Here is a 22806-nt window from a genome sequence, read left to right as displayed (position 1 = left end):
ACTATCGCGGATGGTCGGCTAATGTTCTCAACCGCACCACGGAGAACATTCTCCGCGAGTTACACGGTGCATGCGGACGTGGCGCAGCTGGTAGCGCACAACCTTGCCAAGGTTGGGGTCGCGGGTTCGAATCCCGTCGTCCGCTCGAGAGGTTGGACTCAACCTTTACGGTGGAGTGGCCGAGTGGTGAGGCAACGGCCTGCAAAGCCGTGCACACGGGTTCGATTCCCGTCTCCACCTCGCGCGATTAGCTCAGCGGGAGAGCGCTTCCCTGACACGGAAGAGGTCACTGGTTCAATCCCAGTATCGCGCACCGAGATAGATGCTAGATGCTCGACTGTTAGATGTTTGACTTGCTCGACAGTGACGGCCCCGCAAGGGGCCTTCACGAATGCGGACGTGGCGCAGCTGGTAGCGCACAACCTTGCCAAGGTTGGGGTCGCGGGTTCGAATCCCGTCGTCCGCTCTCTTTTTTCCGTCCCGCGCGATTAGCTCAGCGGGAGAGCGCTTCCCTGACACGGAAGAGGTCACTGGTTCAATCCCAGTATCGCGCACCATTTCGCGTTCAACAGAACAGTTCACGACGTGCGGCCCCGGTCACAGACCGGGGCCGCACGTCGTTGTGCGTCAGGCGGGCCGGAGCCGGTTGGCGCCGGAGATCATCGCCCGCAGAGTCGATTCCGTGCCGGACTCCCCGATTCCCATCGCCCAGAGCCGGATGCCGGCACTCTCACACAGCAGGAAGGTCGCTGTGCGGTGCCCGATCTCGTGCTGATGGAAAGACAGGATCTCCATCGCACACCCCGCGTCGTACAGCATCGAGGTCATGGCGGCGACGGGGCCGGGCGCGCTCGCACCGGTCTTGCAGATCGATTCGCCGATGCCGAGGGTAGCTTCGAAATCCCACATTCCGGGTCCGGTCTTCGTTTCCGACCAGCTACCCAGGCGGAACGGGCCGTTGGACGGCGCGTAGACGGTGTCGAACGCCTTCCAGGCCATTCCGGCGGCCTCGGTGCGGAGTTCCGACGGCAGCGACTTGCCGTGGCGGGCGGCGAACGGGTCGGCGGCCGGTGCCGACGAGGGAAAGGTCGAAGCGAAAGAAGTGTTGGCGCTCATTCTCGTGGTCTTCCTGAAAGGAGGGAGGACCAACGCGTAGCTCAACGACCCGCAGCGAGGGGTCGGTCCGTATCAGACCCCGCTACGGCGGAGAACTACGAGGATGCGCTGCATGGAGGACACTGTAAGCGACAACCGTCCGCCGAGACAACCCCGGTGCGTGCGGTAGTGCCGGCGACGGTCGGGTGACGAAATCGTTACCCCTGCTTCTGGAACGTGAGGAATTCCTCATGTATCGTCGAACTTGCCATCCACCCCCCCGATGGCAATGAGCCCCAGCCATGACCCCCCATCCAAGGCTGGGGCTCAGTCTTGTTCCGGGCACCTCACCGACCGTCGCTTTCGGACATATCGCCCGCCGATCCGGAGAACGCTGCGCATCCCCGCAAAGTATTGGACACTCGTCCAATCATCGGATGTCCACGATCGAAGGCCGGCCCCATGACGGATCCACCACGCGCGGAAGTGTCCACCGACCACCGATCGGCACGGATCGCCGCCGCGGCCGCCTTCGGACTGCAGGGTTTTCTCCTCGCAGCCGTCCTCACCCAGCTGCCGCAGTACCAGGACCGATTCGGGTTCGACGACACGGTCATCGTGGTCGCCGTCGTGACCGTGTCCCTCATCGCCGGGGCGGGCAGCATCCTCGCCGAGCACCTGGCCCGCCGATTCTCCAGCAGGACGGCACTGCAACTCGGGCTCGCGACGATCGCGGCCGCAGGCGGGGTGCTCGGTTTCAGCCCGAACACCGCCGCCTTCTTCGTCTGCCTGTCCGCGTACGGCGCCGGACTCGGCATCGTCGACGCCGCCGCCAACATGCAGGCGGTGACGATCCAGCACGCCTACGGCCGCTTCATCCTGTCGTCGTTCCACGCGGTGTGGAGTGTCGGCGCCATTGCGGGCGCGCTCTTCGTCGCCGCGACGTCGGCACTCGGCGTGGGTGTCGCCGCCGACCAGCTGACGGCGGCGTTCGTCGTGACCGCCGGTCTGGCCGGCTGCGGGCCCCGGCTCCTCCGCCGCCGGGAACCGGCGGGCACCGCCGCACCGGCGACCGGCCCTGTGGCCGTTCCGGTTCCGATCCGCGCCCTGCTCGCACTCGGTACCGCGATGGCGTTGTTCTATGCCATCGATTTCGGTGTCGCGAACTGGTCCGCGCTGTACGTCAGGAATGTGCTGCTCGCGGATGCGGGCACCGCTGCGCTGGCCCTGGCCGCGTACCAGTGCGCGGCCCTGGTGTCGCGGCTCAGCGGCGACTTCTGGGTCGCGAAGTACGGCGAGATCGCCGTCGTCCGTGCGGGTTCGGCGGTCGGTGTCGCCGGAATGGCGGTCGTCGTGTTCGCCGGGTCCCCGGCCGTCGCCATCGGAGGATTCCTCGTCGTGGGCCTCGGTGTCCCGGTCGTCGCTCCCCTGTGCTTCAGCGCCGCCGGACGACTGGCGCCCGCCGGACAGGTCGACGACGTCGTGGCGCGGATCAACCTGTTCAACTACGCGGGAACCCTCGTGGGCGGAGCGATCATCGGCGGCGTCGCCGCCGCGACCAGCCTGCGGATCGGGTTCGTGGTCCCGCTCCTGTTCGCGGTCGGGCTCCTGCTCCTCGCGCCCGCGTTCGCCCCGGACCGGGACCGCGACGAGCAATCCAAGTGGGCCCCGGATCGCGACTGACAGCAGATGTTCTACTTAGGTCATGCCGACTTGGGGATGGTTCGTGATCGCGGTGGGAAACGTCTACATCGCGGTTCTGGTCTCGTCGCGGTCCTGTCGTGGCGGCTCGCACACCCCACCCGACCTGCATCCCGCATCGACGTGGCGGCAACTCGACGACGCCACCCGGGACGAGGTGACGTGCCTCCTGGACCGGGGCCGGACCACCGAGGCGATCAAGCTTCTCGTCGCACGGGACGGAATCGGCGTGCGGCACGCGAAGGCCACGGTCGAGTACGGCCGGACCGTTGCGGCGGCCGGCCTGCTGCGGGACAGTACGGGGATGACACTTCGGGAAGCGAAGGACGCGGTGGATCAGCTGTGACTGTCGAAATCGACCCGGCGGGAATCTGGGATTCCGAAGCGATCGCCGACGTCGCCGCGGCGACGTTCCCCCTCGCGTGCCCGCCCGGGGCGACGCAGGACGACATCGCCACGTTCATCGACGACGTGCTGTCCGCCGAGCGGTTCTCCGAGTACCTCACCGACCCCGACCGCACCGTCCTCAAGGTCACGCACGGCGGGGCGATCGTCGGCTACGCGATGCTGATCGACGGGGAACCCGCCGACCCGGACGTCGGCAGGGTCGTGACCCTGCGGCCGACCACCGAGATCAGCAAGCTGTATGTGCTGCCCGGCAATCACGGGACCGGTGTCGCGTCCGCGCTGATGGATGCGATCGTCGAACGCGCGGTCGCGGCGGGGTGCGCCGGGCTGTGGCTGGGCGTGAACCAGGAGAACGTGCGAGCCCAGCGCTTCTACGCGAAGCACGGATTCGCGCAGGTCGGAACGAAGACGTTCGTCGTCGGCACCCAGCTGCACCACGATTTCGTGATGCAGCGGGCGCTGTAGCGGCCGGGTCAGCTCGCCGCGACCTCGAAACGCGAGAGCGCCAGCAGGCGCGACGTGGCACGCAGATACTTCTTCCGGTACCCGCCGGCCAGCATCTCGGGGGTGAAGATCGCGTCGAGCTTGGCCCCGGCCACGGTGACCGGGATGCTCGCGTCGTAGAGGCGGTCGGCGAGGACCACCAGCCGCAGCGCGACCGACTGGTCCTCGGCGGGGTGGACGCCGTCCAGGAACACGGCCGGAATACCCGCGACCAGCTTGTTGTAGCGGGACGGGTGCAGCGTGCTGAGGTGCTTGCACAGCGCGTCGAAGTCGTCGAGCGTGGCGCCGGGGATGCTGTCGGCGCGCTCGGCGAGCTCCTCCGAGGAGATCGGGTCCGGGGCCGGCGGCAGGTCGCGGTGGCGGTAGTCGGGTCCGTCGACGCGGATCGTCTCGAAGATGGAGCCGAGCTTCTTGATCTCCCGCAGGAAGTCCTGTGCGGCGAATCGGCCCTCACCGAGCTGGCCGGGCAGCGTGTTCGATGTCGCCACGATGGACACGCCGCGAGCCGACAACTCCGACAGCAGGCGGGAGACCAGCATGGTGTCGCCCGGGTCGTCGAGTTCGAATTCGTCGATGCACAGGACGCTGTGGTCGGACAGCTGCTCGACGGCCTTGTTGAAGCCGAGGGCGCCGACGACGTGCGTCAACTCCACGAACGTGCCGAACGCCTTGGGCGACGGGACGCTGTGGAAGATCGAGGCCAGGAGGTGGGTCTTGCCGACGCCGAAGCCGCCGTCGAGGTAGAGACCGGCACCGGTGGCCGGCGTCTTCTTCCCGAACAGACCGCGTCGACCGCCGCTGCGGATCTTCACGACCTTCTTCGCGAACTCCTCCGCCTTCTGGACCGCGGCGGCCTGGCTGGGTTCTGCGGGATCGGGAATGTACGACGCGAAGCTCACCTCGTCGAACATGGCCGGGGGCACCATCTGAGCTACCAACTGATCAGCGGGGACCACGGGGCTGCGATCGACAAGACGTGCATGCATACAAGCAGGGTATCCACGTGTTGTGATCACCAACATGCACCGTGTACATATTGCGACATTTTTCACACCGGACCGCCCGCCCGTCCGGGAGGAGTCCAGCGAATCGGCCGCGAACACGCTGCGCGAACTGTATGCCTACCCGGCGGAGACCCCTCGACCGTGGATCCGCGTCAACTTCGTGAGCAGCATCGACGGCGCCGTCTCGGTCGACGGGGTCAGCGGGGCGCTCGGCACCCCCGCGGACGCACTGGTCTTCGCAACCCTGCGGGAACTGGCCGACGTCGTCCTGGTCGGGGCCGGAACCGTCCGGGCGGAGAACTACGGCGGGGCGCGCGTCGGCGCCGAGGGCAGGCGTCGCCGGGTGGCCTCGGGGATGCCGGAGGTCCCGCCGATCGCCGTCGTGTCCGCTCGCGCCCACCTCGACCCGCAGGCCCGCCTGTTCACGGACACCGAGGTGGCCCCTATCGTCGTCACGTGCGCGGACGCGGACCCGGCGCGGATCCGCGCCCTCACCGACGCGGGCGCCCGGATCGTCACCGCCGGCGACGGGCAGATCACCAGTGAAGGACTGCTCGCGGCGCTGGACGACCTCGGACTCCGGCGGGTGCTCTGTGAGGGCGGCCCGAGCCTGTTCGGGCAGCTGATCGCGGACGACGCCGTCGACGAGGTCTGCCTGACTACGGCGCCGGTGCTCGCCGGGGGAACCGCCGGTCGCGTCGCGACCGCACCGAATGCCCGGATCACCTCGATGACTCCCGCGCACATCCTCACCGACACCGATGGCACCGTCCTCACCCGATGGGTGCGGATGCCCCGCCCGTAGGGGAACCTGGCAGGGTGGTCGCCATGCGCAGATCGGTGTTGCTCGCAATGGTTCTCGTGGTGTGCACCGCGTGCGGAGCCGGACCGTCCAACCGTCCGCACGTAGCAGTCGAGCGCGAGGGCGGCGGCAGCGAACCCACCGCGACCGAGAGCGAGAACCCCGACGCTGCCCCGCCCGTGTTGCAGACCCCGAAGAACGACGTGGCGTGGACGGACTGCACGCAGAGCACGCTCGGCGCCCTGGGCCCGGGCACGACACCCCCTGCCGGGCTCATCTTCGAATGCGGCTCCTACGAGGCGGCCGTCGACGAGAGCGGCACCCTGCCCGGGACCTTCACGATGGGCGCGATGCGGGCGCGGCTCGCGGACACCCCCGAGAACGCGGCCCCGCTCGTGCTCACGTCGGGATCGGACCGGTCGTCGACCGCGACGCTCGCGGCGCTGAGCACCGGTGGTCTGACGTCGCTGCTGTCGACGCGTCCGGTGGTCGCGGTGGACCGCCGCGGGATCGCCGCCTCGCAGGAGATCGAGTGCCTCACCCCGGAACTCCGCAGCAGCCTGGCGAATCTCGGGCAGTTCGACCCGGGGACGGGTGACCAGGTCGACAAGGTGACCGCGCTGGGCCGCGACGCCACCATCGCGTGCACCGACTACCTGCAGCCGCAGGAACTCGCGTTCGACAGCACCCACGCCGCCGACGACATCGAGGAACTGCGCCGCACCTGGGACGTCGACGCGCTCGGGATCCTCGCCACCGGCAACGGCAGCGCCGTCGCGCTCAGCTACGCCGCCAAGTACCCCGGCCGGGTCGGCCGGCTCGTCCTCGACTCCCCCGCCGTCACCACGGTGGACGCCGCGACCGTCACGGAGCAGCAGGTGGCGGGTCAGGAGGCGGCGTTCGACGCGTTCGCCCGCCAGTGCACCGCCCTGAACTGCTCTCTCGGCGCCGATCCCCGCGCCGCGGTGACGGACGCCGTCACCCGCGCCGCGAACGGCCAGATCCCGCGGGTCTCCGCGAACGCCCTCCTCACCGCGGTGTCCGGGTCGCTCGCCGCGGCAGGCGGCGACCAGCAGGGCCGTGTCCGCGCCCTGTCGGATGCGGTGTCCGCCGCCCTCGCCGGGAACACGGCGCCGATCCTCGCGGCGATCGCGCAGGCCGAGGCCGCCTACGAGAGCGACGGCCAGTTCATCACCCGCTGCACGGACGGCCAGCAGTGGCCCGCACCCGACCGGGTCCGGGAACTGCAGAAGCTGTGGGGCGAACGGTTCCCGCTGTTCGGCCCGAACGCCGCCGTCGGCCTGCTCACGTGCACGTCCTGGCCCGCGACCGCGCCCCCCGCCCTGCCCGGCGAGCTGACACTGCCGGTCCTGGTGCTCAGCGGCACCGCCGACCCGGTCGTCGGGAACGCCGGGGTGGGGACGGTGACGGGGGCCGTGTCGAGTGCCGGCGCCGCGACGGCGACGCTGACGTGGCACGGCAGCGGCCACCCCGCCACCCATTCGGACTGCGCGCAGAAGTCGATCGTCACCTACGTCACGGACGGGAAGCTGCCGCCGGACGGCAGCGCCTGCCCCGCTTAGCGGAGGTGTTCCGCCCGACACCCACAGGGGGTGCGTGACCGCACGTCAGGGCATCTCGGTGTACCGTGCCGTGGTGTTCCTTCGACAACTCGAACCGCGCACCGGGCGGACTGCCAACGAGGTAATCAACTTCGCGCTGTGGCCGATCGCCGTCATGACCGTGCTGCATCGAGTGGTCGTCAAGGCGGTCAACGGGTACATCACCGACGACTTCCGGCCGGTCTACAACGCAGCGCTGGCCTTCCTCAACGGGCGTCCCGTCTACACCGCCAACTTCAACTGGGTCGATCCGCACTACCTGTATCCGCCGTCCGGGACGCTGCTGATGGCGCCGATCGCGGTGATCGACCCCGAGAAGTCCCGCTGGTTGTTCATCATCGCGAACGCGATCGCCATCGTGATCGCGCTGTACCTGCTGCTGCGGCTGTTCGGCCTGGGATTGAACTCCATCGCGGCCCCGATCCTGCTGCTCGCCACGTTCTCGTCCGAGACCGTCACCAATACCCTGGTCTTCACCAACATCAACGGTCTCGTCCTGCTGGGCGAGATCGCGTTCCTGGTGTTGCTCATGAAGCGCAAGGACATGTGGTCCGGCGTCGCCATCGGGTTGACGTTCGCGGTCAAACCGATCCTCGCCCCACTTCTGCTGCTGCCTCTGGTGCGCGGACAGTGGAAGGTGTTCGTCACCGCGATCGGCATCCCCCTGATCCTCACCGCCGTCGCGTGGCCGCTGTCCGCGGACCCGATGGACTTCGTGCACCACACGGTGCCGTACCTGATGGAGTCGCGCGACTACTTCAACAGCGCGATCGTCGGCAACGGCAAGTATTACGGTCTGCCCACCGGCATGATCTGGGCGCTGCGCGGCGTCTTCGCCGCCATCGTGCTCTCGTCGCTGTGGCTGCTCCACCGCTTCTACCGCCACGACGAACTGTTCTTCGTGGTCACCACGTCCGGGGTTCTGCTGACCGCGTCGTGGCTGCTCGGCTCGCTGGGCCAGATGTACTACTCGATGATGCTGTTCCCGCTCCTGATGTCCGTGGTGCTGAAGAATTCGGTGATGCGGAACTGGCCGGCGTGGCTGGCCGTGTACGGCTTCATGAGCTACGACAGCTGGCTGTCGAGCCGGTTCATCGAGGCCGGCCGGACCGCCGAGTACATGAAGACCACGCTGGGGTGGAGTCTGATGCTCCTCGTGATCTTCGGTGTGCTCACCGTCCGCTACGTCACGGCGCGACGCGAAGGCCGCCTCGACCGGGGCATCGATCCGGCGTTCCTCCTCGAACCGGGCGAGAAGGCCCCCGAGACTCCGCGGGAGCCGGAACCGGACCGGCAGCCGCACATCGAGTCGGCCGCCGCCAAGACGTAGCTCTGTCACACGCCGGGGCCTCACGGCCGGAACCGGCGAAACGTATTAGCGTGGAGCCATGAGTTCGCAGCAGCAGGATCCCACGCAGTCCGCCCCGAAGGTTGCTCTCTCCGACAGCGAGTGGCGCGAGAAACTGACTCCCGAGGAGTACGCGGTGCTGCGCCAGGCCGGCACCGAGCGCCCCTTCGTCGGCGAATACACCGACACCAAGACGGAAGGCGTCTACCACTGCCGGGCCTGTGGCGCCGAACTGTTCCGCAGCACCGAGAAGTTCGAATCGCACTGCGGGTGGCCGTCGTTCTTCGACCCGTCCGACTCGGACGCCGTCATCCTCCGCGAGGACACCTCGCTGGGCATGCGCCGCGTCGAGGTGGTCTGCGCGACGTGCCACAGCCACCTCGGCCACGTCTTCGAGGGCGAGGGCTACCCCACCCCCACCGATCAGCGGTACTGCATCAATTCGATCTCGCTGGTTCTGGAACCGGCCGGCGAATGATCGCGGGCGGATCGAACGCCCGGATCGGCGGCAGCTCGCCGTCGTAGCGTTCGATCTGCACGAGCACGTGCTGGCCCGTGCAGCCGTGGGCGAGTGACGACGTCCCCACGTCCGGGGTCAGCACGTTCGGGTTCCCGTGCACGCAGAGCGAATCCGGGTCGGTCGCGTCCAGCGGGTCGTACCAGGCCCCCGTCGACAGCTGCACCACCGCGCGGCGGACACCCTCGTCCACCACCACACCGGCGAGGCACGCGCCCCGGTCGTTGAACACGCGGACGACGTCGCCGCCGGTCAGTCCGCGGTCGGCGGCGTCGTCCGGATGGATGCGCAGCGGTTCGCGGCCCCGGATCTTCGACTTCTGGCTGGTGCCGCCGTGATCGAGTTGGCTGTGCAGGCGGGTGCGTGGCTGGTTGGCGATCAGATGCAGCGGGAACTGCCGGGCCCGCGGGCCGCCGAGCCACTCCTCCGGCTCGTACCAGCGGGGGTGGCCGGCGCAGTCGTCGTAGCCGAATCCGTCGATGTCCTCGGAGAAGATCTCGATCCGCCCGCTCGGGGTGCCGAGCGGGAACTTCACCGGATCCGCCCGGAAGTCGCCGAACAGGATCAGGTCGTCCTCGGTCCGCATCCGCACGTGGCCCTGCGTCCAGAAGTCGTCGAAACTCGGCGCCGGTCCGCCGTCCGCCCGGACGAAGTCCCGCCACTGCCCGTACAAGTGCTCGAGCCACTGCCCGGACGTGCGGCCCTCGGTGAACTTCTCGCCGACACCCAGTTTCCGGGCGACGGCGGCGAACGTGTCGTAGTCGTCCTGCGCGTCGGCGTACGGCGTCACCGCGGCGTGCATGGCGACGAGCAGCGGATCGTTGCGGGTGCAGCTGATGTCGGCCCGCTCGAGCGACGTGGTGGACGGGACGACGATGTCCGCGTGCCGGGCCATCGGCGTCCAGTAGGGGTCGTGGACGACGATCGTGTCGGGCCGGGCCAGTGCGCGGCGCAGACGCGGAATGTCCTGATGGTGGTGGAACGGGTTGCCGCCCGCCCAGTACAGCATCTTGATGTCCGGGTACGTCAGACGCTGACCGTCGTAGTCGAACGGGGCGCCCGGGTTCAGGAGCATGTCCGAGACCGCGGCCACGGGGATGAAGTCGCGGACCGGGTTCAGACCCTGAGGAAGCGTGGGCAGCGGGTACGGGACCGGGGCGAGCCCGGGCTCGTTCATGGAACCGTAGCCGTGACCGAAACCTCCACCGGGAAGGCCGATCTGGCCCAGCATCGCCGCGAGGGTGACCCCCATCCACGGGGCCTGCTCGCCGTGCCGGACCCGCTGCAGCGACCAGGTGACGGTCACCATCGTCCGGCCCGCCGCCATCCGCCGGGCGAGGGCCACCAGGTCCGGGGCGGCGATGCCGGAGATCTGCTCCGCCCAGGCCGGCGACTTCGGGACACCGTCGGAGCGTCCGAGCAGGTAGTCCTCGAAGCGGTCGTAGCCGACGCAGTGGCTGGCGAGGAACGCCGTGTCGTGCAGGCCTTCCGACGCGAGAACATATGCGAGGGCCAGCATGATCGCGACATCGGTGCCGGGCACCGGCGCATGCCGTTCGGCGACGCCGTGCACGTCGTCGCTCAACGGACTGAACGACACGACGGATCCGCCGCGCCGCCGCAGGGCATCGAGGGCGTCACGGGTGGGGTGGTCGCTGGTGCCGCCGTGATTGACGCCGGTGTTCTTGAGGGGGACGCCGCCGAAGCACACCATGACGTCGGTGTGCTCGGCGATGAGCCTCCAGGACGTGGAGCGGGCGAACATCTTCCAGTGCGTGCCCACCACCCGGGGCATGACGACGCCCGTCGCGCCCAGCGAGTAGCTGTGCACCGAACGGGTGTAGCCGCCGAGGGTGTTCAGGAACCGGTGCACCTGGCTCTGCGCGTGGTGGAACCGGCCCGCGCTGGCCCACCCGTACGAACCGCCGTAGATCGCGCTGTTGCCGTGGGTGTCGACCACCCTGCGCAGTTCGTTCGCCAGCCGCTGGGTCAGCTCCTCCCAGTCGACCGGCACGAACTCGTCGGAGCCGCGGGAGGTGCTCGGTCCCGGGCCGTTCTCGAGCCACCCCCGGCGCACGACCGGACCGGTGATCCGCGCCTTGGTTCGGACCGACCCGGCGAGGTTGCCCAGCACCGGTGACGGGTCGGCGTCACCGGTGTACGGGTGCGCGGCCACGACGTCGCCGTCGGCGACCTCGGCCTCGAACATGCCCCAGTGCGACATGTGCTGGTAGCGGGGCGCCCTGTGGGCCCCGTCGGCGTCACTCATTTCTCGTGCGTCAGATCACGGCAGAGCCGCGACGAGCTTCTCCACATCCACCCGCGGGCCGGTGAAGAACGGCACCTCCTCGCGGACGTGCAGCCGGGCCTCGGTGGCGCGCAGGTCGCGCATGAGGTCCACGATGCGGTACAGCTCGGGCGCCTCGAACGCGAGAATCCACTCGTAGTCGCCGAGCGCGAACGCCGGCACGGTGTTGGCGCGCACGTCCTTGTAGGTGCGGGCCGCCATGCCGTGGTCGGCGAGCATCTTCCGGCGCTCGTCGTCGGGCAGCAGGTACCACTCGTAGGAGCGGACGAACGGGTACACGCAGATGTAGTTGCCCGGATCCTCGCCTGCCAGGAACGCCGGGATGTGGCTCTTGTTGAATTCGGCCGGACGGTGGCACGCGACGTTGCTCCACACGGGCTTGCTCACGCGGCCCAGGGCGGTGGTGCGGCGGAAGTCGGCGTACGTCGCCTGCAGGGCCTCGATACTCGCCGAGTGCGTCCAGATCATGAAGTCGGCGTCGGCGCGCAGTCCCGCCACGTCGTAGAGCCCGCGCACCACGACACCCTTCTCGGCCTGAGCTTCGAAGAAGATCCGTGCCTCCTTGATCACAGCTTCCCGGTCGTCCCCGAGTACACCGGGTTCCACCTGGAACACCGAGAACATGAGGTAGCGGATTTCAGAATTCAATGCGTCGAAGTCGAGGCGTGCCATGGGTCTATCGTGCCACTCGCCCGGAGAGCCGTGCAGCCGCCGTCGTCGCAGCGGCCACGCACGCGGGTACACCCACCCCCCGCAGGAGCGCCCCGGACACCTCGACACCGTCCAGACCTGCGATTTCCTGCTCGATCACCGCCACCCGCTCGAGGTGGCCGGGACCGTACTGCGGCAGTCCGCCGTGCCAGCGCTGGACGTGCGCGGCGACGGGCTCCGCGGACACCCCGGTGACGGTCGCGAGGTCGCGCCGGGCCGCGGCGATCAGCTCGTCGTCGGGTGCGTCGATGACGGCGGCGTCGCCGAACCGTCCGAACGATGCCCGCACGAGGGTGACCTCCCGCTCGGCGAGGTGCGGCCACTTGCGGCTCGACAGGGTGAACGCCTTCGCGCCGAGCGACGTGTCGGTGGCGACCAGGATCCCGGAGTTCTGCGGGATGTCGGTGCCGGCAGGCAGGGCCAGCGCGACTACGGCCGAGGAGGCCAGCGGGATGTCGGCGGCGGCCGCCGACGCGCGGGGGGCGACGCCGGCGAGCAGTTCGGCGAGCTGCGGAGCGGGCACGGCGAGCACGACACCGTCCACCCGGCCCACCGGGTCCGCCGACCAGCCGTCGCCGTCGCGGTCGAGCGCTTCTATTCGCTCGTGCACGATCTCTGCGCCCGCGGCGTCCGTCAGGGCGCGCAGCAGGACGCCGTAGCCGTCGCGCAGCGCCCCGAACACCGGTCCTGCAGCGCGAGGGGGAAGTGCCTCCGCCACGGCCGCGGACAGGCTCGTGGCACCGCGGTCGAGGGCGGCCGCGAGGGTGGGGAGGGCGGCGCGGACACCGATGGTGTCCGCCAGCCCCGAATAGACCCCTCCGAGAAGCGGATCCACCGACCGCCGGACCACCTGCGCACCGAACCGGTCGCCGACCAGCGCACCGACGGAGACGTCGTCACCCGGCGTCCAGTCGAGGGGCACCGTCCGCTCCCCCGCCACCCGCGCGAGGGTCCGTTCGTCGACGAGTCCCCGGAGGCTGTTCTCGTCCGCGGGGATCCCCATGAGGGTGTCGGCGGGCAGCGGGTGCAGAGCGTTCTCGGACCAGATGAGCGGACGCAGCCCCGCCGGATACACGAGCTGGTCGGCGAGACCGAGTTCGCCGAGCAGGGCAGGCAGTTCCGGGCGCCGCGCGATGAAGGCTTCCGCCCCGACGTCGACGGGTTCCCCGGCCAGATCCACCGTGCGCAGCTTGCCCCCGAGCCGCTGCGCGCCGTCGGCGACGACGATCCGGGCACCGGCGCCGAGCCGTTGCCGCAGGCGGTACGCGGCAACGAGCCCGGAGATGCCGCCGCCGACGACGAGTACGTTCGGCGACGACCCGGTCACAGGGAATGCACCAACTCGACCAGCGCGGTCAGCGCGCCCGGGTCGGTATCGGGCAGGACGCCGTGCCCGAGGTTGAAGATGTGTCCCGTCGCGCCTGCGGCGAGGGCGGCGTCGGCCTCCGCGGTGATGCGGCGGACCTGCTTCTCGACGGCCGCCGGTCCCGCGAACAGCACCGCGGGGTCGAGGTTGCCCTGCAGCGCCTTGCCCGGGCCGACCCGGCGCGCCGCGACGTCCAGGGGGATGCGCCAGTCGACGCCGACTACGTCGGCGCCCGCCTCGCCCATCGCGCCGAGCAGTTCACCGGTTCCGACACCGAAGTGGATCCGCGGCACCTTCGCGCTCGCCACCTCGGCGAACACCCGCTCGGAGTGCGGCAGCACGAATTCGCGGTACTCGGCCAGCGACAGCGCACCCGCCCACGAGTCGAACAGCTGGATCGCGTCGACGCCGGCGCGCAGCTGGGTCTGCAGGAACGTGATGGTGGTGTCGGCGAGCGTGCCGAGCAGCGCGTGCCACGTCTTCGGGTCGGAGTGCATCAGCGCCTTCGTGCGCTCGTGATTGCGGCTCGGTCCGCCCTCGACCAGATACGACGCGAGGGTGAACGGGGCGCCGGCGAAGCCGATCAGCGGCGTCGACCCGAGTTCCGCGGTGAGCAGCTGCACGGCCTGCGCGACGGCACCGACCTCCTCGGGCACGAGGCGGGGCAGGGCTGCGACGTCCGCGATCGACCGGACCGGATTCGCGACGACGGGACCGGTGCCGGCCACGATGTCGAGATCGATGCCGGCTGCCTTCAGCGGCACCACGATGTCGGAGAACAGGATCGCGGCGTCGACCCCGTGCCTGCGCACGGGCTGCATGGTGATCTCGCAGACCAGTGCCGGATCGAAGCACGACTCGAGCATGCCGATCCCCGACCGGATCTCGCGGTACTCGGGAAGCGAGCGGCCCGCCTGCCGCATGAACCACACCGGGCGTCGGCCGGGAGCGCGGCCTCCCGCGGCCGCCAGGAGGGGTGCGTCGGGGAGCACCCGCCTCGCGGCGTACGTCGCCCGTTCGCTCATGCCTGCATTGGTGCTTTCCAACCCGCTCATCGGTCCTCGCGCTCTCTGCCTGCTCGAATTTCGGCAGCTCTCATGCTGCCATGCCGCGGCTCCGCCGCCGATCGGCCCTGCTCGGCGCGCCTCCGACGAGATGCGTGGGTCCGGGTCTAACGTCCCGGGCTGTGACGACTTCGGGATCGCCCGCCGAACCGGCCGAGTTCCGCGCCGCCGTCGAAGCGATGAATTCCGCGCAGGTCCGCGCGGACATCGAGCTGGGTCCCATCCGGCCCCCGCAACGACTCGCGCCGTTCAGCTACGCCGTCGGCGCCGAGGTCGTGCACGAGGACACCGGGGTCGTCGCCGAGCAGAGCGAGGGTGACGCGTTCGGCAGATTGATCCTCCTGTTCGACCCCGAGGGCGACGAGGCCTGGAACGGCACGATGCGGCTGGTCGCCTACATTCAGGCCGACCTGGACGCCGCCGTGGCGTCCGACCCCCTGCTTCCCGAGGTGGCGTGGAGCTGGCTCGTCGACGCGCTGGAGTCGCGCCACGAACCCCTCAACGCGCTCGGCGGGACGGTGACCGCGACGACGTCGGTGCGGTACGGCGACATCGCCGGTCCCCCGCATGCGCATCAGCTGGAGCTGCGCGCGTCGTGGACGGCGACGTCGGTCGAACTGGCCGCGCACGTCGAGGCGTTCTGCGAGGTGCTGGCGTACGCGGCCGGTCTGCCGCCCGCCGGGGTGGCGCAGCTGAAGACGCTCGGCGGCAAGTAGTCAGGCCGATTCCGTGCCCGCCGCGGGCACGTCGGTGGTGGCGCTGCGCGACCATTCCAGGAACCGCCCGACCGCCTGCGTGACCGAGATGCTGCGGATCGAGGGGAACACGTCGAACGCGTGCTGCGCGCCCTTCAGTTCCGCGTAGACGACGGGGTTGCCGGACACCTGCCGGAGTTCGTCGACGAAGATCCGCGCCTCGGCGACGGGAATGAGCGAATCACTCGTGCCGTGGATCACGAAGAACGGCGGTGCGTCCGCCCGGAGGTGCGCGAGCGGCGACGCGGCCCGGTAGTCGTCGGGGAACGCGGCGTTCTTGCCGAGCACCATCGGCATCAGTCCGGAGTGCACGCGCTGGAGGACCGCCTTGATTCCGGTGTCGCCGGCGAAGTCGTAGACGCCGTAGTAGGGCACACACGCCTGGACCGACGTGTCGACGTCCTCGAATCCGGGCTGCAGCCGGCTGTCGTTCGCGGTGAGGCCGACCATGGCGGCGAGGTGGCCGCCCGCGGAACCGCCGGTGACGGCGATGAAGTCGGGGTTGCCGCCGTACTCCTCGACGTGCTCCCGTAACCAGGCCAGTGCCTGCTTGATCGCGATCAGGTGTTCCGGCCATTTCGCCTTCGGCGACAGCGGGTAGTTGACGGCCGCGCACACCCACCCCCGCGAGGCCATCTCGAGCATCAGCGGCAGACCCTGCTGGTCCTTGTTCCCGATCACCCAGCCTCCGCCGTGGATCTGGAGGAGGACCGGGCTCTTCGACGGCAGGTCCTGCCGGTGGTAGATGTCGAGGCGGGCCCGGCGCCCGCCCGGCCCGTACGCGAGGTTGCGGACCCGGGTGACGGCCTTGTTCCGCATCCAGAACGGATTGAGGAGTTGCCGCCACACCGGTCGCCCGGGATGGTCGATGGCGTGGTCGCGGTCGGTGTAGTTCTCGCCGAGCGTCTCGACGAGCGCGGATTCGGCTTCGGCTCCGGCGCCCCGGCCGGTCGCGATGACGGCGGCGAGCCCGGCGGCGGAGGCGGCGGCCAGCGCGAGACCGACACGGTCGCTGCGGGTCCGCGTTCCGTGACGGGCCGCGTGCTGGGCGGCGTCGGCGGCGGTCACGGCGAGGAGGTGGGGTGCGAGTTCGGTGGTCAGCCACCCCGAGAAGAACGCGACCACCGAGGTGGGCGCGCCGGGCAGGGGACGCAGGGCGTTGGCGGCGAGTGCGGCGCCGACGGCCTGCCGGAGAACGAAGCCTCGGGTCATACCTCCCACCGTAGAACATGTTCTAATGGCGCGGTTGCGCGCCCCGCACCCCTGCGCGGGCGGATCGAGAACGACATCGAGCGCCGCCTCGTCGGCCCACCGCCGCGCGGACCTCGCGGTTCCGCGATTCGTTAAACCAGATTCTAGAACGTGTTCTAGTATCGGTTCATGCAGCGACTCAGCGGTCTCGACGCGTCCTTCCTCTATCTCGAAACGTCGACGCAACTCCTCCACGTCTGCGGAGTCATCGTTCTCGACGTCTCGACGATTCCCGGCGGCTACACGTTCGCCGGGCTCAAGGCCGAACTCGGCGCCCGCACCGAGGCGATTCCCGCGTTCCGGCGCAAGCTGCAGGACTCCAGGTTCAACCTCGACCACCCGGTGTGGGTCGAGGACACCGACTTCGACATCGACCGGCACTGCCACCGCGTCGCCCTTCCCGCCCCCGGCGGCCGCGACGAGCTGGCCGAACTGTGCGGCGACATCGCGGGCATCCCCCTCGACCGCGCCCGGCCGCTGTGGGAGATGTGGGTGATCGAGGGCCTCGAGGACGGTTCCGTCGCCGTGATGTCGAAGATGCACCACGCCGGCGTCGACGGGATCACCGGCGCCAACATGATGGCCCAGCTGTGCGGCCTCGAACCGGACGCCCCGCGGCCCGACCGCGACGACTCCGCCGAGAGCGCGGGGCAGGCGAGCACGCTCGACATCGCCGTGGGCGGGCTGCTCGCCGTCGCGTCCCGGCCCGCGAAACTGCTGCGGATCGTCCCGCAGAGCCTGACGCTGCTGCCCCGCTGGATCGGCCGGGCCCGGCGCGGCGAGGCGATGCCTGCGCCGTTCACCGCACCGCGCACGTCCCTCAACGGCACGCTGACCAGCCACCGCAATCTCGCGTTCACCCAGCTCGACCTCGACAAGGTCAAGACGGTCAAGAACGCGTTCGACGTCAAGGTCAACGACGTCGTTCTCGCCCTGTGCTCGGGCGCACTGCGGAAGTACCTGCACAGCCGCAGGGAACTGCCCGACAAGTCGCTGGTCGCGATCGTCCCGGTGTCGGTCCACGGAAAATCGGACCGGCCCGGCACCAACCAGGTGTCCGGGATGTTCACCCAACTCGGCACGCAGATCGAGGATCCCGCCGAACGCCTGCTGGCGATCGGCGAGCACAACTCGACGTCCAAGGAACACAACGAGACGCTCGGCCCGAGCCTGCTGCAGGACTGGTCGCAGTTCGCCGGCCAGGCCGTGTTCGGCACGGCGATGCGCCTCTATTCGACCCTCGGCCTGGCGGAACGGCATCCGGTGGTCCACAACCTGGTGATCTCGAATGTGCCGGGGCCTGCGGTCCCGCTGTACTTCCTGGGCGCCCTGATCCGGGCGATGTATCCGCTGGGCCCGATCTTCCACGGCGCGGGGCTCAACGTGACGGTGATGTCGCTGAACGGTCAACTCGACGTCGGTCTGATGAGCTGCCCCGAACTCGCGCCCCACCTCTGGGACCTCGTCGACGCGTTTCCGGCGGCCTTGGACGAGCTCGTCGAGGCAGCGGGGAACCGGCCGTGAACCCGCCGGTGCGCTGCGGGAATCCCGAAGCGACGTAGAGTCAGCTGTCATGTCCGAAGTCACCGACGACGCCTCGTCACCCGTCCCCGCCGAAGAACCCGGCAGGCAGGTAGTACCCCTGCTCGCACCCCGGGACGGCGTACCCGACGTGGTGACCACCGCGGAGGGTGTCGCGAAGGCCGCGGCCGCGCTGAGCGAGGGCACCGGGCCGCTGGCGGTCGACGCCGAGCGGGCGTCCGGCTTCCGCTATTCGGCGCGGGCGTATCTCGTGCAGCTGCGCCGGGAGGGCGCGGGGACGGTGCTCCTCGACCCGATCCCCACCGCCGCCGATCTCGCCCCGCTGGCGGACGTGATCAACCCGCTGGAGTGGATCCTGCACTCCGCCGACCAGGATCTGCCGGGGCTGGCGGAGATCGGCCTGGCGCCGGCGACGCTGTTCGACACCGAACTCGCGGGGCGCCTCGCCGGGTTCGAACGGGTCGGCCTCGCCGCCATCGTCGAGCGGACGCTGGGCCTCGAACTCCGGAAGGGGCACGGCGCCGCCGACTGGTCGAAGCGGCCGCTGCCCGACACCTGGCTGAACTACGCGGCCCTCGACGTCGAGGTCCTGGTCGAGTTGCGGAACGTGATGGCCGCGGAACTCGACGAGCAGGGCAAGAGCGAGTGGGCGGCACAGGAATTCGAGCACATCCGGCTCGCGGGACCACCGAAGCCCAAGGCCGACCGCTGGCGGCGGACGTCGCACATCACGTCGCTGAAGACGCAGCGGCAACTCGCCGCCGCACGGTCGCTGTGGCAGGCCCGGGAGGACCTGGCCCGCAAACGCGACGTCTCCCCCAGCCGGGTGCTTCCGGATTCGGCGATCATCGACGCCGCGACCAAGGACCCCCGCAGCATCGAGGCGCTGCGGGCGCTGCCCGTATTCGGCGGTCCCCGGCAGCGGCGGCATTCCCGGATCTGGCTGCAGGCGCTCGAGGATGCCGGGGCGCTGCCGGACTCCGAACTTCCCCCGAAGACCCCGCCGTTCACGGGCCCCCCGCCCGCGAGCCGGTGGGCGCGGCACGACCCCGACGCCGCGGAACGGCTGACGGCGGCCCGCGCCGCGCTGGCCGCACTCGGGGCGGAGGCGTCGGTGCCGGTGGAGAACCTGGTGACCCCGGAACTCGTCCGGAGGCTGTGCTGGGACTGGGCGGCTCCCGAGGACGGCGCCGAGGCGGCGATCGACCGGGTGCTCGACGCCGGCGGGGCGCGACCCTGGCAGCGGATGCTGACCGTGCCCCGGCTGGCGACCGCACTGCGCGCCGCGGCCGAGCAGAAGGGCTCCGGCGACGACTGATCGCGAGCACCGACACGCGGGGTGAGCGCGTGAATTCCCGATGAGGTACCCATTAAGTTACCCGCGAGTAACGGTAGGGGTACGCTGGTCTGGAGGCCGGACGCCTGGCCGTGATCCGGAACCAAACTGCTCCATCAGGAGGAATTCGCGTGGCTCCATCCACCACAACTCAACGCAACGTCGTCTTCGTCGACGGCATCCGCACTCCGTTCGGCAAGGCCGGCCCCAAGGGCATGTACGCGGAGACCCGCGCGGACGACCTCGTCGTCAAGACCATCCGTGAGCTGCTTCGCCGCAATCCGCAACTCGACCCCGCGCGCATCGACGAGGTCGCCATCGCCGCGACCACGCAGACCGGCGACCAGGGCCTCACCATCGGCCGCACGTCCGCGATCCTGGCCGGGCTCCCCGAGACGGTCCCCGGTTTCGCCATCGACCGCATGTGCGCCGGCGCCATGACGTCCGTCACCACCACCGCCTCGGGCATCGGCTTCGGCCAGTACGACGTGGTGATCGCCGGCGGCGTCGAGCACATGGGCCACCACCCGATGGGTGAGGGCGCCGACCCGAACCCCCGGTTCCTGGCCGACCGCCTCGTCGACCCCAGCGCACTCGTCATGGGCAACACGGCCGAGAACCTCCACGACCGGTTCCCGAGCATCACCAAGGACCGCACCGACGCGTACGCCGTCGCCAGCCAGAACAAGTACGAGGCCGCCCGCAAGGCCGGCTTCATCGCCGACACCCTCGTGCCCGTCGCCACCCGCTCCGCCGCGGGCTGGGGGCTGGCCACCGAGGACGAGCCGCCGCGTCCGGGCACCACCCTCGAGGACCTCGCGAAGCTGAAGACGCCGTTCCGTCCCGCGGGCCGTATCACCGCAGGCAACGCGGCCGGCCTGAACGACGGCGCCACGGCCGCTCTCCTCGCCGGTGAGGACACCGCGCTCGAACTCGGGCTGCCGATCGGCATGCGCATGGTCGGATTCGCGTTCCAGGGCGTCGACCCCGCGGTGATGGGCATCGGACCGGTGCCCGCCACCGAGAAACTGCTGGGCCGCACCGGTCTGAAGATCGAGGACATCGGCCTGTTCGAGATCAACGAGGCGTTCGCCGTCCAGGTCCTCGCATTCCTCGAGCACTACGGCATCGCCGACGACGATCCGCGAGTCAACCAGTGGGGCGGCGCCATCGCGTGCGGCCACCCCCTCGCGTCCTCCGGCGTCCGCCTGATGACCCAACTGTCCCGCCAGTTCGCCCAGCGCCCCGACGTCCGCTACGGCCTGACCACGATGTGCATCGGTCTGGGCATGGGCGGAACCGTGATCTGGGAGAACCCGAACTTCGATGGAGCCAAGTAGATGACCGACATTGCAACGGCATTCGCCGACGAGGTCGTGACCAACGCGTACACCAAGATCGTCGCGGTACCGGGCATCGAGGGCCCGGTCGCGCTGATCACCCTCGACAACGGTTTCGACCACACCAAGCCGTCGTCGTTCGGCCCGGGTGGCCTGGCGGCCCTCGACGCGGCCCTGGACGAGGCGTTCGCCGCCCACCCCGTCGCGATCGCGATCACCGGCAAACCCTTCATCTTCGCCGCCGGCGCGGATCTCAAGGGTGTTCCGAGCATCACGAACCGGGACCAGGCGCTCGAACTCGGCCGCCTCGGGCACAAGGTGTTCCGCAGGCTACGCGAATCGTCCGTGCCGACATTCGCATTCGTCAACGGCGTCGCGCTCGGCGGCGGCCTCGAGGTCGCGCTGCACAGCCACTACCGCACCGCCTCCGAGAGCGCCGGCGCGCTGGGTCTGCCCGAGACATTTCTCGGGCTGGTGCCGGGCTGGGGCGGAACGCAGTTGCTGCCCAACCTCATCGGTCCCTCGAACGCGGTCACCGTCGTCCTCGAGAACGCGCTGAACCAGAACCGGACGCTCACCCCGAAGAAGGCCCTCGAACTCGGCGTCGTCGACGCGGTGTTCGGTTCGGCCGACTTCCTCGAGCAGTCGTTCGCCTGGGCGGCGCAGGTCCTGGCCGGCGAGATCACCCCCGCGCGTCCCGAGATCGACCGGGGCAAGGGCTGGGACGACGCGATCGCCCGCGCGAAGGCAATCGTCGAGGGCAAGACCAAGAACAACGCACCCGGACCGGTCAAGGCCGTCGAACTCCTCGAGCTGGCCCGGACCACCGATCTCACCGACCCGGCGTCGCTCGACAAGGGCTTCGCCGCCGAGGACGAGGCGCTCGCCGACCTGCTGCTCGCCGACGAACTCCGCGCGGGGCTGTACGCGTTCGACCTGGTGAACAAGCGGGCCAAGCGGCCCGCGGGCGCACCGGACAAGTCGCTCGCGCGCAAGGTCACCGGTGTCGGCATCGTCGGGGCCGGTTTGATGGCCAGCCAGCTCGCGATGCTGTTCGTCCGCCAGCTGAAGGTGCCGGTCGTCCTCACCGACATCGACCAGGAGCGCATCGACAAGGGTGTCGGCTACGTCCACGGCGAGATCGACAAGCTGCAGGGCAAGGGCCGGCTGTCCCCCGACGCCGCCAACCGTCTCAAGGCACTCGTGTCCGGGTCGCTCGACAAGGCGGCGTTCGCGAACACCGACTTCGTGATCGAGGCGGTGTTCGAGAACCTCGACCTGAAGAAGAAGATCTTCGTGGAACTCGAGGAGCACATCGCCCCCGAGACGGTCCTCGCCACCAACACGTCCTCGCTGTCGATCACCGAGATGGCCGCGGACCTGAAGCACCCCGAGCGGGTGGTGGGCTTCCACTTCTTCAACCCGGTCGCCGTGCTGCCGCTGCTCGAGGTCATCAAGGGCCAGAAGACCGACGACGCCACCCTGGCAACGGCATTCGCCACCGCCAGGGCGCTGAAGAAGTCGGCCGTCGGCTCCGCCGACCTGCCCGGGTTCGTCTTCAACCGGCTCCTGATCCGCACCCTCGGTGAGGTCATGAACGCGGTCGACGAGGGAACCCCGTTCGAGGTGGCCGACAACGCCATCGCCGAACTCGGCATGCCGATGACCCCGTTCACGTTGCTGGCGCTCGTCGGTCCGGCGGTCGCGTTGCACACGGGCGAGACCCTCGCCGCGGCGTACCCGGAGCGGTTCCACAACTCCCCCGGGCTCGAGGCGCTCGTCGAGGCGAAGAAGCCGGCGGTGTGGAGTTACGGCGCCGACGGCACGCAGGTCGTCGACCCCGAGGTCGCGACGCTGTGGAAGCAGGGCGACACGGCGTCCACGTCCGCGGAGGTCCTCGATCGCACGCGGCGCGCGTTCGCCGAGGAGATCCAGATCATGCTCGACGAGGGCGTCGTCGCGGCGGCCGAGGACATCGATCTCTGCCTGATCCTCGGCGGCGGGTTCGGCTTCTGGAACGGCGGCATCACGCCGTACCTGGACCGCACCGGCACGTCCGAGGCCGTCAACGGCAAGCGGTTCCTGGCGCCGGGCGTCGCGAGCGTCTGACCCCCACGTGAGTGGCGATGTGT

Annotated in this window: 19 protein-coding genes and 5 tRNA genes; 17 read left to right on the top strand and 7 right to left on the bottom strand. The window is 69.8% G+C overall.

The window, feature by feature from the left end:
- The first annotated feature begins 72 nt into the window (after window positions 1-72).
- The 5 genes from JWS14_RS37045 (at window position 73) to JWS14_RS37025 (ending at window position 557) form a co-directional block, all read left to right on the top strand.
- A tRNA-Gly gene (locus tag JWS14_RS37045) sits at window positions 73-145 on the top strand.
- A gap of 24 nt (window positions 146-169) precedes the next feature.
- Window positions 170-240: transfer RNA gene (locus JWS14_RS37040), tRNA-Cys, on the top strand.
- Window position 241: 1 nt separating this feature from the next.
- A tRNA-Val gene (locus JWS14_RS37035) sits at window positions 242-313 on the top strand.
- 80 nt (window positions 314-393) lie between these two features.
- Window positions 394-466, top strand: a tRNA-Gly gene (locus JWS14_RS37030).
- 16 nt (window positions 467-482) lie between these two features.
- Window positions 483-557, top strand: a tRNA-Val gene (locus tag JWS14_RS37025).
- Window positions 558-627: 70 nt separating this feature from the next.
- Here the strand turns inward: JWS14_RS37025 and JWS14_RS37020 are convergent.
- Window positions 628-1116, bottom strand: coding sequence for a 2-isopropylmalate synthase (locus JWS14_RS37020; RefSeq protein WP_072942277.1), 489 nt, complete (start codon window positions 1114-1116; stop codon window positions 628-630).
- Window positions 1117-1557: 441 nt separating this feature from the next.
- On the opposite strand from JWS14_RS37020, the gene JWS14_RS37015 reads away from it, so the two are divergent.
- From JWS14_RS37015 to JWS14_RS37005, 3 genes are read left to right on the top strand one after another with little or no spacing between them, the layout of a single operon-like run.
- On the top strand, window positions 1558-2778 hold the full coding sequence (locus tag JWS14_RS37015; protein ID WP_206015394.1) for an MFS transporter: 1221 nt from the start codon (window positions 1558-1560) through the stop codon (window positions 2776-2778).
- 22 nt (window positions 2779-2800) lie between these two features.
- Complete coding sequence (locus JWS14_RS37010; RefSeq protein WP_072942280.1) at window positions 2801-3142, top strand: hypothetical protein; 342 nt, start codon at window positions 2801-2803, stop codon at window positions 3140-3142.
- Complete coding sequence (locus tag JWS14_RS37005; RefSeq protein ID WP_072942281.1) at window positions 3139-3669, top strand: GNAT family N-acetyltransferase; 531 nt, start codon at window positions 3139-3141, stop codon at window positions 3667-3669. Before JWS14_RS37010 ends, JWS14_RS37005 begins: the two co-directional genes overlap by 4 nt.
- Window positions 3670-3677: 8 nt before the next feature.
- Here JWS14_RS37005 and zapE read toward each other — a convergent pair whose 3' ends face one another.
- Window positions 3678-4694, bottom strand: a complete 1017-nt coding sequence (gene zapE / locus JWS14_RS37000) for a cell division protein ZapE (protein WP_206015393.1) — start codon at window positions 4692-4694, stop codon at window positions 3678-3680.
- A gap of 34 nt (window positions 4695-4728) precedes the next feature.
- Here zapE and JWS14_RS36995 point away from each other — a divergent pair, with 34 nt between their 5' ends.
- The 4 genes from JWS14_RS36995 to msrB are packed head-to-tail and all read left to right on the top strand — an operon-like array spanning window position 4729 to window position 8962.
- On the top strand, window positions 4729-5517 hold the full coding sequence (locus JWS14_RS36995; protein WP_206016258.1) for a pyrimidine reductase family protein: 789 nt from the start codon (window positions 4729-4731) through the stop codon (window positions 5515-5517).
- A gap of 14 nt (window positions 5518-5531) precedes the next feature.
- Window positions 5532-7097, top strand: a complete 1566-nt coding sequence (locus JWS14_RS36990; RefSeq protein WP_083395547.1) for an alpha/beta hydrolase — start codon at window positions 5532-5534, stop codon at window positions 7095-7097.
- A 34-nt stretch (window positions 7098-7131) separates the two neighbouring features.
- On the top strand, window positions 7132-8466 hold the full coding sequence (locus JWS14_RS36985; protein WP_095860665.1) for a glycosyltransferase family 87 protein: 1335 nt from the start codon (window positions 7132-7134) through the stop codon (window positions 8464-8466).
- 58 nt (window positions 8467-8524) lie between these two features.
- The gene (gene msrB / locus JWS14_RS36980; protein ID WP_072942286.1) at window positions 8525-8962 is read left to right on the top strand and encodes a peptide-methionine (R)-S-oxide reductase MsrB; all 438 of its coding nucleotides are present in this window, start codon (window positions 8525-8527) and stop codon (window positions 8960-8962) included.
- On the opposite strand, the gene JWS14_RS36975 is transcribed toward msrB, so the two are convergent.
- The 4 genes from JWS14_RS36975 to hemE are packed head-to-tail and all read right to left on the bottom strand — an operon-like array spanning window position 8922 to window position 14411.
- Window positions 8922-11270, bottom strand: a complete 2349-nt coding sequence (locus JWS14_RS36975) for a molybdopterin-dependent oxidoreductase (RefSeq protein WP_095860666.1) — start codon at window positions 11268-11270, stop codon at window positions 8922-8924. The genes msrB and JWS14_RS36975 overlap by 41 nt on opposite strands.
- A 15-nt stretch (window positions 11271-11285) precedes the next feature.
- Window positions 11286-11981 (bottom strand): hydrogen peroxide-dependent heme synthase, encoded by a 696-nt coding sequence (gene hemQ, locus JWS14_RS36970; protein ID WP_072942290.1) that lies wholly within the window; start codon window positions 11979-11981, stop codon window positions 11286-11288.
- A 4-nt stretch (window positions 11982-11985) separates the two neighbouring features.
- Entirely contained in the window at window positions 11986-13347 is a 1362-nt protein-coding gene (locus JWS14_RS36965; RefSeq protein ID WP_206015392.1) for a protoporphyrinogen oxidase, read from the bottom strand.
- Entirely contained in the window at window positions 13344-14411 is a 1068-nt protein-coding gene (gene hemE, locus JWS14_RS36960; RefSeq protein ID WP_174705497.1) for a uroporphyrinogen decarboxylase, read from the bottom strand. The genes JWS14_RS36965 and hemE overlap by 4 nt, the downstream gene beginning before the upstream one ends.
- A 161-nt stretch (window positions 14412-14572) precedes the next feature.
- On the opposite strand from hemE, the gene JWS14_RS36955 reads away from it, so the two are divergent.
- A complete protein-coding gene (locus JWS14_RS36955) occupies window positions 14573-15166 on the top strand; it encodes a DUF3000 domain-containing protein (RefSeq protein ID WP_072942294.1) in 594 nt (197 codons plus the stop codon).
- On the opposite strand, the gene JWS14_RS36950 is transcribed toward JWS14_RS36955, so the two are convergent.
- The gene (locus JWS14_RS36950) at window positions 15167-16417 is read right to left on the bottom strand and encodes an alpha/beta hydrolase (RefSeq protein WP_072942296.1); all 1251 of its coding nucleotides are present in this window, start codon (window positions 16415-16417) and stop codon (window positions 15167-15169) included.
- A 168-nt stretch (window positions 16418-16585) separates the two neighbouring features.
- Between JWS14_RS36950 and JWS14_RS36945 the strand changes: the two genes are divergently transcribed.
- The 4 genes from JWS14_RS36945 to JWS14_RS36930 all read left to right on the top strand — a co-directional run bounded on the left by JWS14_RS36945 (window position 16586) and on the right by JWS14_RS36930 (window position 22783).
- The gene (locus JWS14_RS36945; protein ID WP_072942297.1) at window positions 16586-17980 is read left to right on the top strand and encodes a WS/DGAT/MGAT family O-acyltransferase; all 1395 of its coding nucleotides are present in this window, start codon (window positions 16586-16588) and stop codon (window positions 17978-17980) included.
- A gap of 49 nt (window positions 17981-18029) precedes the next feature.
- The gene (locus JWS14_RS36940) at window positions 18030-19316 is read left to right on the top strand and encodes a ribonuclease D (RefSeq protein ID WP_206015391.1); all 1287 of its coding nucleotides are present in this window, start codon (window positions 18030-18032) and stop codon (window positions 19314-19316) included.
- Window positions 19317-19465: 149 nt separating this feature from the next.
- On the top strand, window positions 19466-20674 hold the full coding sequence (locus tag JWS14_RS36935) for a thiolase family protein (RefSeq protein ID WP_072942301.1): 1209 nt from the start codon (window positions 19466-19468) through the stop codon (window positions 20672-20674).
- Entirely contained in the window at window positions 20675-22783 is a 2109-nt protein-coding gene (locus JWS14_RS36930; protein WP_206015390.1) for a 3-hydroxyacyl-CoA dehydrogenase NAD-binding domain-containing protein, read from the top strand.
- The last annotated feature ends 23 nt before the right edge of the window (window positions 22784-22806 follow it).

The organism is Rhodococcus koreensis, from assembly GCF_017068375.1.
GTDB lineage: Bacteria > Actinomycetota > Actinomycetes > Mycobacteriales > Mycobacteriaceae > Rhodococcus_F > Rhodococcus_F koreensis.
This window is presented reverse-complemented; position numbering and strand designations above follow the sequence as displayed.